Here is a 17,885-nt window from a genome sequence, read left to right on the forward strand (position 1 = left end):
CCTGCTCGCCCAGGAGCAGGCGCCGCTGCCGGTGCCGTCGGACACCAAGGTCCAGGCGCCGTCGCTCGGTGCCGTGTGGCCGGTGCTGATCGTGCTCGGCGCGGCGTGCCTCGGCGTGCTGCTGGAGGCGCTGCTGCCGCGGCACCTGCGCTGGTCCACCCAGGTCGTGCTCTCCCTGCTGGCCGTGGTCGGCGCCGGGATCGCCCTGGTGGCCTACGTCTCCGACGCGCCCGCCGCCGGTGAGCTGGCCATGAAGGGCACGCTCGCCATCGACCGGCCCGGCCTGTTCCTGTGGGGCACGCTGCTGGCCCTGGCGCTGGGCGCGGTGCTGCTGATCGCGGACCGCTCGGTCGAGCCGGGCGGCGCCTTCGTGGCCAGCGCGGCGATCCGGCCGGGCACGCTGCAGGACCGCGCGCAGGTCACCTCCACCGGCATGCAGACCGAGGTCTTCCCGCTGACGCTGTTCGCGCTCGGCGGCATGATGACCTTCTGCGTGGCCAACGACCTGCTGACCATGTTCGTGGCGCTGGAAGTGCTGTCGCTGCCGCTGTACCTGATGTGCGGCCTGGCCCGCCGTCGCCGCCTGCTGTCGCAGGAGTCGGCGGTCAAGTACTTCCTGCTCGGCGCGTTCGCCTCGGCGTTCTTCCTCTACGGCGTCGCGCTGCTCTACGGCTACGCCGGTTCCGTGCGGCTCTCGGACATCTCCTCCGCCGCCGCGGGCACCGACCGCTCCGACACGCTGCTGTTCGCGGGCATGGGCCTGCTGGTGATCGGCCTGCTGTTCAAGGCTTCCGTTGGCCCGTTCCACACCTGGACCCCGGACGTCTACCAGGGCGCGCCGACCCCGGTGACCGCGTTCATGGCCGCCTGCACCAAGGTCGCCGCGTTCGGCGGGATCCTGCGCGTGCTCCAGGTCGCGTTCGAGTCGACCCAGTGGGAGTGGCGCGGGGTGCTGTGGGGCGTGGCCATCGTGTCGATGGTCATCGGCGCGGTGCTCGGCCTCACCCAGACCGACGTCAAGCGGATGATCGCCTACTCGTCGGTGGCGCACGCGGGCTTCCTGCTCATCGGCTCCATCGCGCTGACCGAGAAGGGCCTGTCCGGCACGCTGTTCTACCTGCTCACCTACGGCTTCACCACGCTGGCCGCGTTCGGCGTGATCAGCCTGGTGCGCGACTCCTCCGGCGAGGCGACGCACCTGTCGCAGTGGGCGGGCCTGGCCAAGCGGTCGCCGCTGCTGGCCGGTGTGTTCACCTTCCTACTGCTCGCGCTGGCCGGCATCCCGCTGACCAGCGGGTTCGTCGGCAAGTTCGTGGTGTTCGAGGCCGCGATCGCCGACGGCATGGCGCCGCTGGTCGTCGTGGCGCTGATCGCCTCGGCGGTGGCCGCGTTCTTCTACCTGCGGGTGATCGTGCTGATGTACTTCAGCGAGCCCGCGGCCGACGGCCCGACGGTGACCGTGCCCGGCGCGTTCACCACCGCCGCGATCACCCTCGGCGTGCTCGTCACGCTGCTGCTGGGCCTGGCCCCCGCGTTCGCCCTGGACTGGGCGGGCAGCGGCGCGTTCGCCATCCACTAGTACGCGCTTTTCCCGACAACCGAACAGGTTCGCCTCGAAGGCCACCCCGGCTGCCCGCCGGGGTGGCCTTCGAGACATCCGGGGCGGTCGGGCCGGTGCGGGCCAGTACGCTCGTATTACAAGGGCCTGCCCGACCACCCGGGCCACCGCTGATCAGGAGTGCCGACGACGTGACTGCCACCGAGAACCCCGGTGCCCCCGCGTTCCCGGGGCTGCGCGACGCCGACCCGGAGCTGGTGCGGGTCGTCACCGACGGGCTCGGCCGCGTGGAGGCGCTGCTGCGCGACATCGTGCACAGCGACTTCGAGTTCGTCGACGAGGCGGCGCTGCACCTGGTGAAGGCCGGGGGCAAGCGCTTCCGCCCGCTGTTCACGCTGCTGGCCGCGCAGTTCAACCAGGGGAGCACCGACCAGGTGATCGCCGCGGCGGCCGCGGTGGAACTGGTGCACCTGGCCACGCTCTACCACGACGACGTCATGGACGAGGCCACCATGCGGCGCGGCGACGCCAGCGCCAACGCCAGGTGGAACAACTCCGTCGCCATCCTCACCGGCGACTTCCTCTTCGCGCACGCCTCGATGCTGGTGGCGGACCTCGGTCCGGCGGCCACCCGGGTGATCGCGGAGACCATGCGGGAACTGGTCACCGGGCAGATGCGCGAGACCGTCGGCCCCGGCGCGGAGAACCCCACCGAGCACTACCTGTCGGTGATCGCGCAGAAGACCGGTTCGCTGATCGCCACCTCCGGCCGCTACGGCGGCATGTTCTCCGGCGCGTCGCCCGCGCAGATCAAGGCGCTGCACCGCTACGGCGAGATCATCGGCGCGGCCTTCCAGCTCTCCGACGACGTCATCGACATCGCCTCGCCCGCCGCCGAGTCCGGCAAGACCCCCGGCACCGACCTGCGCGAGGGGGTCCGCACCCTGCCGATGCTCTACGCGCTGGAGGGCAACCCCGACCCGCGGCTGGCCAAGCTGCTCGACGGGCCGATCACCGACGACGGCGAGGTCGAGGAGGCGCTGGAGCTCCTGCGGGAGTCCGCGGGCCTCGACCGCGCCCGGGACACCCTCGGTGAGTACGTGGCCCAGGCGCACGCCGAACTCGCCGCTCTTCCGGGTTGCGCGGCCCGGGACGCCCTGGAGGAGCTGACACGGTACGTAGTCGAGCGAACCCGATAAGGCATATTTGCCCACCGGCACTGTGACGTACCGGCTATTTGCGCGGCATGCCGCCGGTGCTCCGACGCGTCGCAGTAACCTCCCCTAGGCTTGGGCAACCGTGTGACGCGTCGCCAGGGACGCGGCCGGGAGGGAGACGTCGGCGATGCCGTTCTTCGGGCAGGTGTGGGTGTGGAGCCTCGCCGGTTTCCTGGTCGGCGCGGCCCTGTGCTGGCTGCTGATCGCCAACCCCGCCCGCAAGCGGGCCACCCAGCTGGAGAGCGAGCTGGCGGGCGCGCGTGAGCGCGACATCCACCGGGACTTCGGTCCGGGCAGCGGCGCGCCGGAGCGCGAGTACCCGTCGACGGCGCTGGTCCCCGGCTTCGGCGACACCCGGGACAACATCGAACCCGTCCGGCGGGTGGGCGGTGGCGGCGAGGACTCCATCCGCCGCGGCCTGATGACCCTGTCCGACGAGGACGAGGGCGGCCTGCGCTCGATGCCCGCCCCCGCCGTGGGGACTGACGACCACGACCGCGACCACCACGACGACCCCGGTGGCCCGGTGGGCGGCCACGTCGACGACGACGACCGCGACGGGCACGGTGACGACCGCGACGGTCGGCCCGACTTCCGCGACGAGCGCGACGACTACCGCGACGACCAGGGCTACCGCGCCAAGCAGGACATCGACGACGACCGGGACGACCGGGACTTCGTGCCGGAGTCGGCCGCGGAGACCACGCAGTACACCGAGGCTCCCGAGTTCCGCGCGGACGACCAGCGCACCCAGTACGCCGAGGCGCCCGCGGAGACCACGCAGTACATCGCGCCCGCCGCGGCCGAGGAGCCCGAGCGCGACTGGTTCGGCGACCCGGTCGACCGGCCCGAGGGCGGCAGGCTCGTCGACGACCTCGACGAGTCCGAGCACGAGGACGACTACTACGCCCGCGCCGAGACCCGCGACGGCGAGCTGGACGACGTCGACGAGGACACCGAGGCCGCGGGCAACCGCGCCGGTCACCTCGCGGGCGACTCCCTCGACGAGGCCGACGGCGTCGACTACGCCGACGCGGACGAGGAGTACGCCGAGACCGGCGGCACGATCTTCACCCAGCACACGACGCCGATCCCGGCCGAGCTGATCCGCGAGATCGACGCGCAGGGCAAGCAGGAGCGCGCGGGCGACCACGCCCTCGTCGACGACCTGGACGACGACGTCGACGGCCACGACGAGGAACCCGCGCCCGCCGAGCGCTCCCGGCACTCGTACGCGGACGCCGAGGAACCCGCCGACGACGACCTCGAGGAGGCCCCCCGGCACCGGCACGACGTCGACACCGAGACCGACTACGAGCCGGTGTCCACCGACGTCGACCCCGCCCCGGCGGGTACCGCGACCGGCGTGTACGACCGGCCCGACCTGAGCCGGTCCGCCTACGGCCCCGACCGCGGCTACGGCGAGGCCGCCGCCTACGAGCGCGGCGACGACTACGCCGCCGGGGTCCGCCAGGACGCCGATTCGCAGAGCGAGGCCCCGGCCATCGCCGCGGCCGACGCCACCCAGTTCGTCCCCGTGGTCCGCGAACCCGAGCCGGTCCACGAGCCGGAGCGCGCGGCCACCAACGGCTCGGTCGAGCCCCGGCCGCAGGAGTCGCGCGAGCCCGCGCACGCCGCGGCCGAGCAGACCGAGATACGCCTGCCCGAGATCACCCGGCCCGAGCCCCAGGAGCCGCCCCGCCAGCGGACGTCGATCACCGAGCAGCCCGGGTTCCAGCAGCCCATCGAACCGACCCTGGCCTACGGGCAGGCGCAACCGGAGAGGACGTCGAACGTGCTGCCGAAGCGGATCCCGTCCAAGCCGCAGAACCGGTTCCCGTTCGGTGTCCAGACCGCCACCCAGCCCGTGGTGAGCACCCAGTCGGCCCCGGCCGCGACGGCCACCGCCGCGATGCCCGCCCAGGCGCAGGCGCAGAAGGCGGGCGACCGCGAGCGGTCGCTGTTCGAGCCGATCCGGCCCGCCGACGAGGTGGCCGAGTCCAAGCCAACCCCGCCGCCCCCGCACCGGCTGCGCGGCGCCCGCACCCTCCAGCAGTCGCCGACCGGCGTCGACCCGTTCGTGCCGCCCGGCCCGTTCGGCCCCGGCTCGGCCATGCCCCTCCCCGGCGGCCTGTCCCCGTCGAGCGAGTACACGATCAAGGCCAGCGTCACCGCGCTGCGCTACTGCGCACCGGACTCCCCGAAGTTCGACCGCACGGTCGCCGAGGTGTGGTTCCGCTCGGTGGCCGACGCCGAGCGCGTCGGCTTCCGTCCCCTGCAGTGACATGGCCCCGGCTCCGCCGGGGCGGCGAGATCGCCTTTGAGCCGATCTCTTCCCTCCCGGTTCACTCGGCCCGCGGGGCCGAGTGAACCGCACAGTCGGCGAGACCGGCGCGATCTCGCATAGGTACTCCTCCTCGGTGACTGCCCGGTGTCGTGGCCACCTCGCCTTGCCCGCCAGCTTGCGGTTTTCATGCTTTCGAGGGAACTGAACTCCGCCGAATCCCCGGTCGCACGACGCGCTGAAGTGGCAGTCACCCACTCAGGGTGATACAAGGAAATGCGGCGGCTGTCCCTTTGCGGGCGTCCTGTCGCGGTTCCGGGCGGCGGCACGAGGGAGGTTGCGGTGAGGCGACCGGTCCTGTGGTGCGTGCTGTCGTTCCTTCTTGGTGCCGTAGTGGCCGCGTGGCTGCTGCGCAGCCGTGGGCAGACCGTGCTGCCCTTGGCGCCGCCCCGCCCGCCGCTGACCCAGGTGCCGTTGGCCCCGGCGGAGGTCGCCGCGGTCCCGGCCGACTCGAGTTCGCCTCCTGAACCTGCCGAGGCGGACGAGGACGTGGTGCCGGTGCACATCCCGGCCCAGACCCGCGAGGAAGACGAGATCACCCGTATCTCCGGCACCCTCGACGACGCCCTCACCGCCGCCGTCGCCCCGGCGGGCCCCGGCGGCTTGGCCCCCTCGGACGAGTACACCGTCAAGGGCGCCCAAGGCGTTTTCCACACCACCGAGTCGCCCGACTACCCCCTGGTCACCGCCACCGTCTGGTTCCGCACGGTCGCGGACGCCGAACGCGCGGGATTCGCCCCCTGGCGCGACTGAGCCCGGAAAACACCGAGGCCCCACGGCAAGCCGCAGGCCTCGGTGTGGAACGGGGTGCGTCAGCCGACGACGGTCCAGGTGTCCTTGCCGCGCAGCAGACTCGCCAGGTCCGCCGGGCGGCTCGCCTTGGCGTCCTCGACCTGGGCGCGGGTCTGGTCGTCGTAGGTCGCGCGGCGGACCGAGCGGAACACGCCGGTGACGGTGTGGCTCAGGTCCTGCGCCGACAGCCGGGACAGGGCGAAGGCGTAGGACGGGTCCTCGGCGTGCGCGTCGTGCACGACCAGGGCGTCCTCGCCGACCTCGCTGACCTTGGCCACCTCGAGCGAGCCGAAGCCCGCGCGGACCACGCCGTACTCGCCGTTGGCGCCGAAGCGGATCGGCTTGCCGTGCTCCAGCGGGATCAGCCTGCGCTCGGCCTCACCCGGCTCTTTGAGCACGTCGAAGGCGCCGTCGTTGAAGATCGGGCAGTTCTGGTAGATCTCCACCAGCGCCGACCCGCGGTGCTCGGCGGCCTGGCGCAGCACCTCGGTCAGGCCCTTGCGGTCGCTGTCGAGCGCGCGGCCGACGAAGGTGCCCTCCGCGCCCAGGGCCAGCGACACCGGGTTGAACGGGTGGTCCAGCGAGCCCATCGGGGTCGACTTGGTGACCTTGCCCGCCTCCGACGTCGGCGAGTACTGGCCCTTGGTGAGCCCGTAGATCCGGTTGTTGAACAGCAGGATCTTCAGGTTCACGTTGCGCCGCAGCGTGTGGATCAGGTGGTTGCCGCCGATGGACAGCGCGTCGCCGTCACCGGTCACCACCCACACCGACAGGTCGGGGCGCGCGGTGGCCAGACCGGTGGCGATGGCCGGGGCGCGGCCGTGGATGGAGTGCATCCCGTAGGTGTTCATGTAGTACGGGAAGCGCGACGAGCAGCCGATGCCGGAGATGAAGACGATGTTCTCGCGCTTGAGGCCCAGCGACGGCAGGAACGACTGCACGGCGTTGAGCACGACGTAGTCGCCGCAGCCCGGGCACCAGCGCACTTCCTGGTCGGACTTGTAGTCCTTCGCCTTCTGCGGTTCGTCGCTGGTGGGGACCCCGGCCAGGCCGGGCAGCCCCAGGTCGGTGGTGGTCATGCGGCGTCAACCCCCTTGACGATGTCGGTGAGCACGTTCTGCAGCTCCTCCGCCTTGAACGGCAGACCGGCCACCTTGGTGTAGCTGATCACGTCCACGAGGTAGCGGCCCCGCAGCAGCAGGGCGAGCTGCCCGAGGTTCATCTCCGGGACCACGACCTTGTCGTAGGCGCGCAGGACGTCGCCGAGGTTGGCCGGGAACGGGTTCAGGTTGCGCAGGTGCGCCTGGGCGATCGACTGGCCCGCCTTGCGCACCCGGCGGCAGGCGGCGCCGATCGGGCCGTAGGAGGAGCCCCAGCCCAGCACCAGCACCCGGGCCTTGCCGGACGGGTCGTCCACGGTCAGGTCCGGCACCGGGATGCCGTCGACCTTGGCCTGGCGCAGCCGGACCATCTTGTCGTGGTTGTCGGGCTCGTAGGAGATGTTGCCGGTGCCGTCGGCCTTCTCCAGACCGCCGATGCGGTGTTGCAGACCGGCGGTGCCGGGCACGGCCCAGGCGCGGGCCAGCGTCTCCGGGTCGCGCAGGTACGGCAGGAAGGTACCGTCGGGGCCGTTGGGCTCGGTGGCGAACTCGACGGTGAGGTCGGGCAGGTCGTCGACCTCGGGCAGCCGCCACGGCTCGGAGCCGTTGGCGACCGCGCCGTCGGAGAGCAGCAGCACCGGCGTGCGGTACTTCAGCGCGATGTTCGTGGCCTCGAGCGCGGCGTTGAAGCAGTCGGCCGGGGACTGCGGGGCCACGATCGGCACCGGCGACTCGCCGTTGCGGCCGAACATCGCCTGCAGCAGGTCGGACTGCTCGGTCTTGGTGGGCAGACCGGTCGACGGGCCGCCGCGCTGCACGTCGATGACGACCAGCGGCAGCTCAGTCATCACACCGAGGCCGATGGTCTCGGACTTGAGCGCGATGCCGGGGCCGGAGGTCGAGGTGACGCCGAGCGCGCCGCCGTAGCTGGCGCCCAGGGCCGCGCAGATGCCCGCGATCTCGTCCTCGGCCTGCAGGGTGGTGATGCCGAACTGCTTGTGCTTGCTCAGCTCGTGCAGGATGTCCGAGGCCGGGGTGATCGGGTAGGTGCCCAGCACGACCGGCAGCTTCGACTGCTGCGCGGCGGCGACCAGGCCGTAGGCCAGCGCGGTGTTGCCGGTGATCTGCCGGTAGGTGCCGGGGGCCAGCTTCGCCGGGGCGACCTCGTAGGTGACGGCGAACGCCTCGGTGGTCTCGCCGTAGTTCCAGCCCGCGCGGAAGGCCAGCACGTTGGCCTCGGCGATGTCGGGCTTCTTGGCGAACTTCTCCCGCAGGAACCGCTCGGTGCCCTCGGTCGGTCGGTGGTACATCCACGACAGCAGGCCCAGCGCGAACATGTTCTTGCAGCGCTCGGCGTCCTTCTTGCCGAGGCCGGTGTCGGCGAGCGCGCCCTGGGTCAGGGTCGCCATGGCGACCTGGTGCACCTGGTAGGCGGCGAGCGAGTCGTCGTCGAGCGGGCTGCCGTCGTAGCCGACCTTGGTCAGGTTCCGCTTGACGAACTCGTCGGTGTTGACGATCAGCGTGCCGCCCGCGGGCAGGTCGGCGATGTTGGCCTTGAGGGCGGCCGGGTTCATCGCGACCAGCACGTCCGGCCGGTCGCCCGGGGTGAGGATGTCGTAGTCGGCGAAGTGCACCTGGAAGCTGGAGACACCCGGGATGGTGCCCTGCGGGGCGCGGATCTCCGCCGGGAAGTTCGGCATGGTCGACAGGTCGTTGCCGAAGGCCGCAGCCTCCGAGGTGAAGCGGTCACCGGTGAGCTGCATGCCGTCGCCGGAGTCGCCCGCGAAGCGGATCACCACCCGGTCGAGTTTGGTGACCGCGGTCGGCCGCGGTGCGTTCACACCTGTGCTCATGGGCTCGCCGATCCCTCTCTCCTGCCACTTGATCTGCTGGCTGTGCCTTGTTCAACGGTAGGCATCGCCCGACCCCGGACCGGCGCAACGCGCTACAGATCACAGCGCGGAGTCGGCGGGGACCACGACCCATGCCCAAAGTATCGGGTATCGGCCGGGCGAAATCCCAGATACATGTGACTTAAGGTCACACTTATCTCGGATGGTGGGCGCGGCCGTCCCGTGGTCTGGATTCCACCACGTCCGCACCTGCACGATCGGGTGACCCGGGGGTCAGCGGCCACCGCCCGAGGAGATCTTGGCCTTCATCGCGGCGAGCAGCTCCGCGAAGGCCGGGGTGTCCATCGAGCGCACCTGCGCGACCAGTTCGGTCTCCACCGCGTCGGGGTGGCTATCGAGCATTGCTGTCGCGCGCATGGACTCCTTGATGGAGATCACCAGCTCGCGCGGCGCGGCCGCGGCGTGCGCGCCGAGCGCCACCGCGGCGGTCACGAGCGCGTCGTGGTCGCCCGGCACGGTGGTCAGCGCGAGCCCGATCCGGGTGGCCTCGGCGGCGTCCGGGACGTGCCGGAACAGGGTCATCGCGGTGGCCGCCTGCGGGCCGACGAGCCGCTGGAGCATCCACGTCATGCCGCCGCCGGGGTGGATGCCCAGCTGCAGGAACCGGGCGTCGAAGCGGGCCGACGGCCCGGCGACGCGCACGTCCGCGGCCAGCGCCAGGTTCAGGCCCGCGCCGACCGCGGCCCCGCCGACCGCGGCGATGGTCGGCAGCGTCGAGCCCGCCACGGCGAGGAAACCCGCGTAGATCGCCCGCAGGCCCTCTTCGCGGGACTCGCCGAGCACCGTGAGGTCCGCGCCCGCGCAGAACGCCGGTGGGGTGCCGGTCACGACGATCGCCGCCGTGTCCGGGTCCTGCTCGCACTCGGCGACCAGCTCGGCGAGCCGGGCCGACATCTCCAGGGTGATGGCGTTGCGCCTGCCCGGGTCGTTGAGGGTGATGACGGCGACGCCGTCACGGCGTTCCAGCAGCACGGTGCTCATGGGCACATGGTGCTCCAGCTCACCGCGGGTGCTCCGGGGCGGGCGGGCGTTCCAGCAGGGTCGACAGCACGACGGTCGAGACGGTCCGCGAGACCATGTCCACGGCGCGCAGCCGCTCCAGCGCGTCCTCCAGGTGGTGGATGTCGGCGGCGCGCAGGTGCACGATCGCGTCCGCGGCGCCGGAGACCGTGTAGGCGGCCACCACCTCGGGCAGCGGCTCCAGCCGCTGGCGGATCCGGTCGGGGGAGACGTTGCCCTGGCAGTGCACCTCGACGAACGCCTCGGTGCCCCAGCCCAGGGCCTCCGGGTTGACCACGGCGGTGAAACCGCGCAGCACACCGGTCTCCAGCAACCGGTCCACCCGCCGCTTCACCGCGGGCGCGGACAGCGAGACGACCTTCCCGATCTCGGCGTAACTCGATCGGGCGTCGGCAACGAGCTGCGAAATGATTCGCTGATCAATGACGTCCACACGCAACATTCTGCATGCTCAAGGGCAGCGAAGCGACATTGATGCCCGCAAGTGTGGGCCTTACATTTCGTTTCATGACTTCGGCACCAGTACGCGTCCCCGTCGCGGCCCGCCTCGCCACGGCGCGCCGCTACCTGATGTGCCCGCCCCGGTTCTTCACGGTCGAGTACTCGATCAACCCGTGGATGGACCCGTCGCGCCCGGTCAGCACCGAGGGCGCGCTGGCCGAGTGGTCCGCGCTCAAGGAGACCTACGAGCTGCTGGGGCACAAGGTCGAGACCATCGAGCCCCAGCCCGGCCTGCCCGACATGGTCTTCGCCGCCAACTCGGGTACCGTCGTCGACGGGCTCGTGCTCGGCGCCCGCTTCCGCGCCCCCCAGCGCGCCGCGGAGGCCGACTTCTACCGCACCTGGTTCCTCGACCACGGCTACCGCGACGTCGTCATGCCCGAGAAGACCAACGAGGCCGAGGGCGACTTCACCTGGACCGGCGACGTCCTGCTGGCCGGGACCGGCTTCCGCACCGACCCGGGTGCCCACGCCGAAGCCCAGGAGGTCCTCGGCGTCCCCGTCGTCTCCCTGCGCCTGGTCGACCCGCGCTACTACCACCTCGACGTAGCCCTGTTCGTGCTCACGGAGGCGGGCCCAGGCACCCGCGCCCACATCGCCTACTACCCGGAAGCCTTCTCCCCAGGCACCCAACGACTCCTGCGCAGGCTGTACCCGGACGCCATCCTGGCCACCGCGGAAGACGCCGCCTGCCTGGGCCTCAACGCCGTGTCGGATGGCCAGAACGTGGTCATCCCCCGGGAAGCCACCAACCTGATCGCGGCGGTCAAGGCCCACGGCTACACCCCGCACCTGGTCGACATCACCGAACTCCGCAAATCCGGCGGCGGCCCCAAGTGCTGCACGATGGAACTGCGCGGCTAGACCGGCACTGAAACCCGCCTTCGAACGGGTCCGCACCAGCCCGGACCCGTTCGACGCGCTCCACAACGCCGCGACCATCAATCCGGATGCTGCGCCGTGTGCCGTGCCCTTGAGGTCGAGGCCATCACGACGGTTGAGTCGACATCAGGTGCTCATGAGCTGATATCGGCCTGGTCGGGCTCCAGCCGACCGGTGTCGGTAGTCGACAACAACTCCCGAAGCATCGAGTCCGAACGCGCTCTTCACGGTTGACCCGACACGTCATGTGCGTGTCGGTGCGAGTCGACGCTGGCACCGCCCTCAAGTCGGGCGTGCACCTCGTCCAGAGGGCGCTGAAATCAGCTCTCGGTGTTCATCGGCGACACCGCCACGGACCTCCACGCCGCCTGCGAGCGGAGTCGAGTTCGTCGGCTGCGCCTATTGGGCGCCGAAGCGCACACGTGAGGCGTCCTTCTTCACGTAGCCGAACCTCCCACGCGCATATGTCGGCCATCACATCTGTGCGGCTAGAGCCTCTGCCACCAGGCACAACGCGGTGGGGGAGGTGGTCTTCGGGTGGGGTGCCACCAGGCGAAGTCCGTGCGGGGGCTGTGGGTGGGGGCGAACTCGACCCGCCGCTTGGTGAGAAATCCGGTGGGAATGTCGTAGTTCGGTGGTCCAATGGCGTTACACGGCCCGCAGGAGCGGGCACACTGGGGCCAAGCCCCACCTGGTTCACCTAGCGGGTTAGGAAAAGCCGTTGAGCGCGTTCGCAGATGCACTACCGCGTCCGGAGAAGCCGAAGACGCCGGAGTTCCGCAGCACGGTGTCGATCGAGTCCGATGAGCAGAAGGCGTTCGTGCCCCCGCAGCGGGTGCCCGGACCGGTGTTCAGCGCCGCCCAAGGCTGACCAGCGGGGTAGGTGCGCGCCCGGTCCGGCGCTCGGGCGAGGATGGTGGGTGATGAGCACCCAACCCGAGGCCCGCAGGCGCTCCCGCAGGCAAGAGACCCGGCTCTGGCGCGTGCCCGTGGTGCGCGTCGAGCGCGTCACCCCGCACCTGGCCCGCGTGACGGTCCGGCACGACTCGCTGGCGAGCCTGGCGGGGGCGGGCACCGACCAGAACGTGATGCTCTACTTCTACCCCGAGGGCACCGAGCTGCCGGAGCCGCTCACCCTGGAGTCCGCGCGCGGGCTGTGGTCGCAGGTGCGGCCGCTGACCCGCACGTACACGATCCGCGGGCACGACCCGGCCACCAACGAGGTCCAGTTCGACTTCGTCCTGCACGGCGACGCGGGCCCCGCCTCGGCGTGGGCGTCCCGGGTGGCCCCCGGCGACGAGATGATCTTCGTCGGCCCGTCCCCGGCATACCAGCCCGATCCCGGTGCCGACTGGTACCTGCTCGCGGGTGACGAGACCGCCCTGCCCGCGATCACGGCGATCCTGGCCGCCCTCCCGCCGGACAAGCAGGCGCTCGCGTACGTCGAGGTGACCGACGCGGCGGAGGAACAGCCCGTGGCCGGTGTCACCTGGCTGCACCGCGACGGCGTCCCGGCGGGGGAGAGCACGGTGCTGGTGGACGCCATCCGTGCCGCGGATCTCCCCTCGGGCCTCCCGGAGGTCTGGATGGCCGGGGAACGCGCGGCGATGCTCGCCGTAAGAGCCCACCTCTTGGACGAACGCGGCTACCCGCGCCAACGCGTCCGCCCCACCACTTACTGGCGGCTGGGCGAGAGCGGCAACTGATCGGGTGAGTGTCCGGTTGGAACTTCTCACCCCGTGCGGTCGTTGACTACTCCGCTGGCAGAACGGGAAAACGCGGCGGAGGAGGCGGTTGTGCACGGACATGCGAACGGTCTGCGGACCGCCCTGCTGCTCGGTGGTCTCAGCGCGCTGATCCTGCTGGTGAGTTCCCTGTTCGGGCGGACCGCGCTGTACGTCGGCATCGGCCTGGCGGTCGTGGTCAACGGTTACGCGTACTTCAACTCGGACAAGCTGGCCCTGCGCGCCATGCGGGCCAGGCCGGTGTCGCAGGCGGAGCAGCCCGCGCTGTACCGGATCGTGCGCGAGCTGGCCACCACCGCCCGCCAGCCGATGCCGCGCCTGTACGTCAGCCCCACCCAGGCCCCGAACGCCTTCGCGACCGGCCGCAGCCCGCGGAACGCGGCGGTCTGCTGCACCACGGGCCTGCTGGACCTGCTGGACGAACGCGAGCTGCGCGGCGTGCTCGGCCACGAACTGGCCCACGTGTACAACCGCGACATCCTGATCTCCTGCGTGGCGGGCGCACTGGCCAGCGTGGTCAGCACCCTCGCCAGCCTCGCCCTGTTCGCGGGCGTCTTCGGCGACGACGACGAGGACCGCGCCAACCCCATCGCCCTGCTCCTGCTGTCCCTGCTCGGCCCCATCGCCGCGTCGATCGTCCAGATGGCAGTCAGCCGGTCCCGCGAATACCAGGCCGACGCCTCCGGCGCCCGCCTCACCGGGGACCCACTCGCCCTCGCCTCAGCCCTCCGCAAACTGGACGCGGGCACCCGCGAGGCCCCGCTCGCCCCGGAACCGGCGGTGGCCGCCCAGTCCCACCTGATGATCGCCAACCCCTTCCGCCCCGGCGACGGCGTCTCCCGCTACTTCAGCACCCACCCCGCCATCGCCGACCGCATCGCCCGCCTGGAACACATGGCCCGCGACCACTAGCCACGCCCCTACCGATCGTCGACCAGCTCCGCCGTTCCGCAGCTCCACCGTGCCCCCGCTGGTACCGGAATCTCGCTACCCCGCTCCAGCCGCCACGCAAGCTCCGCGCCTTGCGCGTTTCCGCTGGTTCCGGGCGCTCCCCGCCATCCCGCTCCAGCCGCTACGCAAGTCCCGCGTCCTACGCGCCCCCGCTGGTTCCGGGCGCTCCCCGCCATCCCGCTCCAGCCGCTACGCAAGTCCCGCGTCCTACGCGCCCCCGCTGGTTCCGGGCGCTCCCCGCCATCCCGCTCCAGCCGCTACGCAAGTCCCGCGTCCTACGCGCCCCCGCTGGTTCCGGCGCCCGCCATCCCGCTCCAGCCGCTACGCAAGTCCCGCGTCCTACGCGCCCCCGCTGGTTCCGGCGCCCGCCATCCCGCTCCAGCCGCTACGCAAGTCCCGCGTCCTACGCGCCCCCGCTGGTTCCGGCGCCCGCCATCCCGCTCCAGCCGCTACGCAAGTCCCGCGTCCTACGCGCCCCCGCTGGTTCCGGCGCCCGCCATCCCGCTCCAGCCGCTACGCAAGTCCCGCGTCCTACGCGCCCCCGCTGGTTCCGGCGCCCGCCATCCCGCTCCAGCCGCTACGCAAGCTCCGCGCCTTACGCGCCCACCGCACCGTGGGGGTCTGGGGGGTCGCCCCCCAGAAACAACAACGGCCGACCCGGTCAACGCTCTCCGTTGACACAAGTCGGCCGAGGCCGTGGCGGGTAGAGGATTCGAACCTCTGAAGCTTTCGCGACGGATTTACAGTCCGCTCCCATTGGCCGCTCGGGCAACCCGCCGGGGTGTCCGGTGCTGCTGGACGTCGGGAACTGTACCCAATGGGTCCGGGGGGCTTCCAACGGGTATCCCCTTAGCGCGGCGGAGGGGGGTGTGGGGGGTGGCGGCGGTAGCATCCGTGCGTTCTGGGGTTCTCGATCAGTTAGGCGCGGAGGTGCGTGGCACGTGGCGGACCCGTCATTCGACGTGGTGAGCAAGGTCGACCGGCAAGAGGTGGACAACGCGCTCAACCAGGCGGCGAAGGAGCTGGGCACGCGGTTCGACTTCCGCGGCACGGGGGCCAAGGTGAGCTGGACCGGTGAGGAGGCCATCACCTTCGAGGCGGAGACCGAGGAGCGGTGCGCGGCGGCCATCGAGGTCTTCAAGGAGAAGCTGGTCAAGCGCAACATCTCGCAGAAGGCGTTCGACATCGGTGACCCGGCGCTGTCGGGGAAGGTGCACCGGGTGACGGGTTCGCTGGTGCAGGGCATCTCGTCGGAGAAGGCCAAGGAGATCGCCAAGAAGATCCGCGACGAGGGGCCCAAGGGCGTCCAGGCACAGATCCAGGGTGACCAGCTGCGGGTGTCGGGCAAGAAGAAGGACCACCTGCAGGACGTCATCTCCCTGCTCAAGGGCGCCGACTTCGGCATCGCCCTGCAGTTCACCAACTACCGCTGACCGCATCACCCCCGGCCGTGGGCGGAGTCGCCCCGGTCGGGGGTGGAAGTGGCCGACGACTCGTAACCCTCCGTGTGCTGGGGGCGATGAAACCCCGGGGGGCGGGCGCCATTCGGCTGTCACCCATGTGCGCGGCCTCGGGTGGTGGAGATCCGCCCGGCGAGCATCGACAGGGGGAGCCGTGATGAAGGGCATCGTTCTGGCCGGGGGCAGTGGGACCCGGTTGCACCCGATCACCCAGGCGGTGTCCAAGCAGCTGCTGCCCGTCTACGACAAGCCGATGATCTACTACCCGATCTCGGTGCTCATGCTGGCCGGGATCCGCGAGATCCTGATCATCTCCACGCCGTCGGACCTGCCCAACTTCCGCAGGCTGCTCGGCGACGGGAGCCAGTTCGGCATCAGCTTCTCCTACGCCGAGCAGGCTCACCCGAACGGCCTGGCCGAGGCGTTCATCATCGGCGAGGAGTTCGTCGGCGACGACCACGTGGCCCTGGTGCTCGGCGACAACATCTTCTTCGGCCTGGGCTTCTCGCAGATGATGCAGGCCAACACCGCGCAGCTCGACGGCGCGGTGCTCTTCGGCTACCCGGTCAAGGACCCCGAGCGCTACGGCGTCGGCGAGGTCGACGCGGACGGGCGGCTGCTGTCGATCGAGGAGAAGCCCGCCAAGGCCAAGTCGAACCGGGCCATCACCGGCCTGTACTTCTACGACAACGACGTGATCAAGATCGCCAAGGGGTTGACCCCGTCGGCCCGCGGCGAGCTCGAGATCACCGACGTCAACCTGGAGTACCTCCGCCAGGGCCGGGCCCGGCTGCTCGACCTCGGCCGCGGCTTCGCCTGGCTGGACACCGGCACCCACGACTCCCTGCTGGAGGCGGGCCAGTTCGTGCAGGTCTTGGAGCACCGGACCGGCGTGCGCCTGGCCTGCCTGGAGGAGATCGCCCTGGACCACGGCTACATCACCCCGGACGAGTGCTACGCCCTGGGCGCCAAGCTGGCCAAGTCCGGGTACGGCGAGTACGTCATGGGCCTCGCCGTCGCCGCGGGTGCCACAGCGCGCTGACTCCCGTTGAACACGGCCGACCAGGGTCCCTCTGGTCGGCCGTTTTTCTGAGGCTTCATGGTTGGCGAGGGCGGGAGCACGGACGCCATCTCGGGCAGGAATGGGAAGCGCCAAGGCGGGTTCGTCGTCGTGTTCCTTGAGCGTCAACGCGCTGACGAGGACGTCGGCGCCGTAGAAGTGCCAGGGCGCGCATTCCACCGGGTAGCCAATCGCCGTATTGGTCGATTGGGGCACCTCGGGAAAGGGCAGCGCGAAGGGACCAGGAGTTGGCGCGCCGGGCTCAGTGTTCGGGAGGAGCGCGAGCTAGTGGGTCCGTGCTTTGTGGAGTCGGTGGCGGGGGCGGGCGAACAACGGGTAGCGCAAGAGGTTGGGGCGTAGGGCTTTCCAGGGGTCGAGTGCTGCGGCCAGGTCGTGTGGGAGTCGGGGGTTGGCCCCGGTGAGGACGTGGATCTGGTCCCGGAGCCTGCGGGAGAGGCGGATCTCGTCGGGGGTCAGGGATGGGCCGTGGGCGAGGCGCTCGGCTTCCGGGAGGGCGGCGGGTGGGTTGTCCAACCAGGCCCGGACGGCGGTGGGGAGAGCGGGGTCCTCGGGTGGGAGGGCCAGGATGAGGTTCACCGCGTCCACGCCCGGCGGGTTTACCTTGCGGTTGAGGGCTTCCGCGAGGAGAAGGGGGCGTAGCGGGTGGTCGCGGGGGAATGGTGCGATGAGCTGTCGCCACCAGGTCGTGCGGTCGGTGCTGGGGTCGTGGCGGTGCAGCCAGGTGCGGATTTGCCCAGGTGACTGGGACTTCAGGAACCGAGCCCGGTCGGCGAACCCCTGCTGCCTGCCCGGCGGGTGGTGGTAGGTCAGGTCTGTCCGGTGCGTTGTCCCGGTGATGGACCAGATCCGGCCGTATTCTCCGGGGACCTCCGGGTCTGCCGAGATTGTCACCGACGTGCCGATGGTGGGTTCGTAGGCGTAGCGGAAGTTGTCCGGTGTGATCGAGTTGTCCGGCACCAACGTGAAACCCCGGGCAGCCACGGCGACCCGGAGTTCGGTGAAGGTCGGCGGCTTCCGGCGGAACCGGCCGTAGTGGGCGGTCAGCGCTTCGCCGACGCGGCCGCGGGCGGTGAAGAGGTTTCCCGCCCGCGCGCTCAGGCCGAGCGGCTCCGGGTCGGGCCAGTCCCAGGCGAACTCGACCAGTCCGGTGTGGAGGGTCCGGCGCAGCTGCGTGCGGCTGAGGCGCCAGGTCTGGCTCGGGCCCAGGACGGCCTCCACCTCGGCCACGGTGCTGGTGTGGTCGAGCCCCAGCGCGGTGCCGGTGGTCACCAGGTCGGCGAAGAAGCGCAGGTCGGTCACCCGGTCAGTCTGGCCGGGTGCC

15 protein-coding genes and 1 tRNA gene are annotated in these 17,885 nt (G+C 71.1%); 10 read left to right on the plus strand and 6 right to left on the minus strand.

From position 1 onward, the window contains the following. The first annotated feature begins 31 nt into the window (after positions 1-31). The 4 genes from nuoN to CLV40_RS06450 all read left to right on the plus strand — a co-directional run bounded on the left by nuoN (position 32) and on the right by CLV40_RS06450 (position 5,872). Positions 32-1,579, plus strand: a complete 1,548-nt coding sequence (gene nuoN / locus CLV40_RS06435; protein ID WP_245931170.1) for an NADH-quinone oxidoreductase subunit NuoN — start codon at positions 32-34, stop codon at positions 1,577-1,579. A 170-nt stretch (positions 1,580-1,749) separates the two neighbouring features. Then, the gene (locus CLV40_RS06440; protein ID WP_245931141.1) at positions 1,750-2,757 is read left to right on the plus strand and encodes a polyprenyl synthetase family protein; all 1,008 of its coding nucleotides are present in this window, start codon (positions 1,750-1,752) and stop codon (positions 2,755-2,757) included. A gap of 145 nt (positions 2,758-2,902) precedes the next feature. Beyond that, on the plus strand, positions 2,903-5,059 hold the full coding sequence (locus tag CLV40_RS37800) for a sunset domain-containing protein (RefSeq protein ID WP_181043353.1): 2,157 nt from the start codon (positions 2,903-2,905) through the stop codon (positions 5,057-5,059). Positions 5,060-5,401: 342 nt separating this feature from the next. Continuing rightward, complete coding sequence (locus CLV40_RS06450; protein ID WP_146107950.1) at positions 5,402-5,872, plus strand: sunset domain-containing protein; 471 nt, start codon at positions 5,402-5,404, stop codon at positions 5,870-5,872. 59 nt (positions 5,873-5,931) lie between these two features. Here the strand turns inward: CLV40_RS06450 and CLV40_RS06455 are convergent, their stop codons facing one another. The 4 genes from CLV40_RS06455 to CLV40_RS06470 form a co-directional block, all read right to left on the minus strand. After that, positions 5,932-6,990 (minus strand): 2-oxoacid:ferredoxin oxidoreductase subunit beta, encoded by a 1,059-nt coding sequence (locus CLV40_RS06455; RefSeq protein ID WP_104477926.1) that lies wholly within the window; start codon positions 6,988-6,990, stop codon positions 5,932-5,934. Next, positions 6,987-8,864, minus strand: coding sequence for a 2-oxoacid:acceptor oxidoreductase subunit alpha (locus CLV40_RS06460; protein WP_104477927.1), 1,878 nt, complete (start codon positions 8,862-8,864; stop codon positions 6,987-6,989). The genes CLV40_RS06455 and CLV40_RS06460 overlap by 4 nt, the downstream gene beginning before the upstream one ends. A gap of 273 nt (positions 8,865-9,137) precedes the next feature. After that, positions 9,138-9,905, minus strand: coding sequence for an enoyl-CoA hydratase (locus CLV40_RS06465; protein WP_104477928.1), 768 nt, complete (start codon positions 9,903-9,905; stop codon positions 9,138-9,140). A gap of 19 nt (positions 9,906-9,924) precedes the next feature. Next, a complete protein-coding gene (locus CLV40_RS06470; protein WP_104478298.1) occupies positions 9,925-10,377 on the minus strand; it encodes an Lrp/AsnC family transcriptional regulator in 453 nt (150 codons plus the stop codon). A 74-nt stretch (positions 10,378-10,451) separates the two neighbouring features. Here CLV40_RS06470 and ddaH point away from each other — a divergent pair, with 74 nt between their 5' ends. From ddaH to htpX, 4 genes are all read left to right on the plus strand, one after another. Continuing rightward, on the plus strand, positions 10,452-11,309 hold the full coding sequence (gene ddaH, locus CLV40_RS06475; protein WP_245931142.1) for a dimethylargininase: 858 nt from the start codon (positions 10,452-10,454) through the stop codon (positions 11,307-11,309). 739 nt (positions 11,310-12,048) lie between these two features. After that, entirely contained in the window at positions 12,049-12,198 is a 150-nt protein-coding gene (locus CLV40_RS37805) for a hypothetical protein (protein WP_181043354.1), read from the plus strand. Between the two features lie 52 nt (positions 12,199-12,250). Further along, positions 12,251-13,033: a siderophore-interacting protein gene (locus CLV40_RS06480; RefSeq protein WP_181043355.1), complete on the plus strand. Its 783-nt coding sequence runs from the start codon at positions 12,251-12,253 to the stop codon at positions 13,031-13,033. Between the two features lie 90 nt (positions 13,034-13,123). Continuing rightward, complete coding sequence (htpX, locus tag CLV40_RS06485) at positions 13,124-13,984, plus strand: zinc metalloprotease HtpX (RefSeq protein ID WP_104477930.1); 861 nt, start codon at positions 13,124-13,126, stop codon at positions 13,982-13,984. A gap of 736 nt (positions 13,985-14,720) precedes the next feature. Here htpX and CLV40_RS06490 read toward each other — a convergent pair. Continuing rightward, positions 14,721-14,801, minus strand: a tRNA-Tyr gene (locus CLV40_RS06490). A 163-nt stretch (positions 14,802-14,964) separates the two neighbouring features. Between CLV40_RS06490 and CLV40_RS06495 the strand changes: the two genes are divergently transcribed. Together CLV40_RS06495 and rfbA are read left to right on the plus strand one after the other, a co-directional pair. Further along, positions 14,965-15,456: a YajQ family cyclic di-GMP-binding protein gene (locus CLV40_RS06495; RefSeq protein ID WP_181043356.1), complete on the plus strand. Its 492-nt coding sequence runs from the start codon at positions 14,965-14,967 to the stop codon at positions 15,454-15,456. A 184-nt stretch (positions 15,457-15,640) separates the two neighbouring features. Beyond that, positions 15,641-16,525: a glucose-1-phosphate thymidylyltransferase RfbA gene (gene rfbA, locus CLV40_RS06500; protein WP_104477932.1), complete on the plus strand. Its 885-nt coding sequence runs from the start codon at positions 15,641-15,643 to the stop codon at positions 16,523-16,525. Positions 16,526-16,828: 303 nt separating this feature from the next. On the opposite strand, the gene CLV40_RS06505 is transcribed toward rfbA, so the two are convergent. Further along, complete coding sequence (locus CLV40_RS06505; protein WP_104477933.1) at positions 16,829-17,863, minus strand: hypothetical protein; 1,035 nt, start codon at positions 17,861-17,863, stop codon at positions 16,829-16,831. Positions 17,864-17,885: the final 22 nt, after the last annotated feature.

The sequence above is a fragment of the Actinokineospora auranticolor genome (genome assembly GCF_002934265.1).
GTDB lineage: Bacteria > Actinomycetota > Actinomycetes > Mycobacteriales > Pseudonocardiaceae > Actinokineospora > Actinokineospora auranticolor.

Bases quoted from the DNA above. Each gene is read 5' to 3' on its own strand.
- CLV40_RS37800 (WP_181043353.1), top strand. From the start codon at position 2,903: ATGCCGTTCTTCGGGCAGGTGTGGGTGTGGAGCCTCGCCGGTTTCCTG.
- CLV40_RS06455 (WP_104477926.1), bottom strand. From the start codon at position 6,990: ATGACCACCACCGACCTGGGGCTGCCCGGCCTGGCCGGGGTCCCCACC.
- CLV40_RS06460 (WP_104477927.1), bottom strand. From the start codon at position 8,864: ATGAGCACAGGTGTGAACGCACCGCGGCCGACCGCGGTCACCAAACTC.
- CLV40_RS06465 (WP_104477928.1), bottom strand. From the start codon at position 9,905: ATGAGCACCGTGCTGCTGGAACGCCGTGACGGCGTCGCCGTCATCACC.
- ddaH (WP_245931142.1), top strand. From the start codon at position 10,452: ATGACTTCGGCACCAGTACGCGTCCCCGTCGCGGCCCGCCTCGCCACG.
- CLV40_RS06480 (WP_181043355.1), top strand. From the start codon at position 12,251: ATGAGCACCCAACCCGAGGCCCGCAGGCGCTCCCGCAGGCAAGAGACC.
- rfbA (WP_104477932.1), top strand. From the start codon at position 15,641: ATGAAGGGCATCGTTCTGGCCGGGGGCAGTGGGACCCGGTTGCACCCG.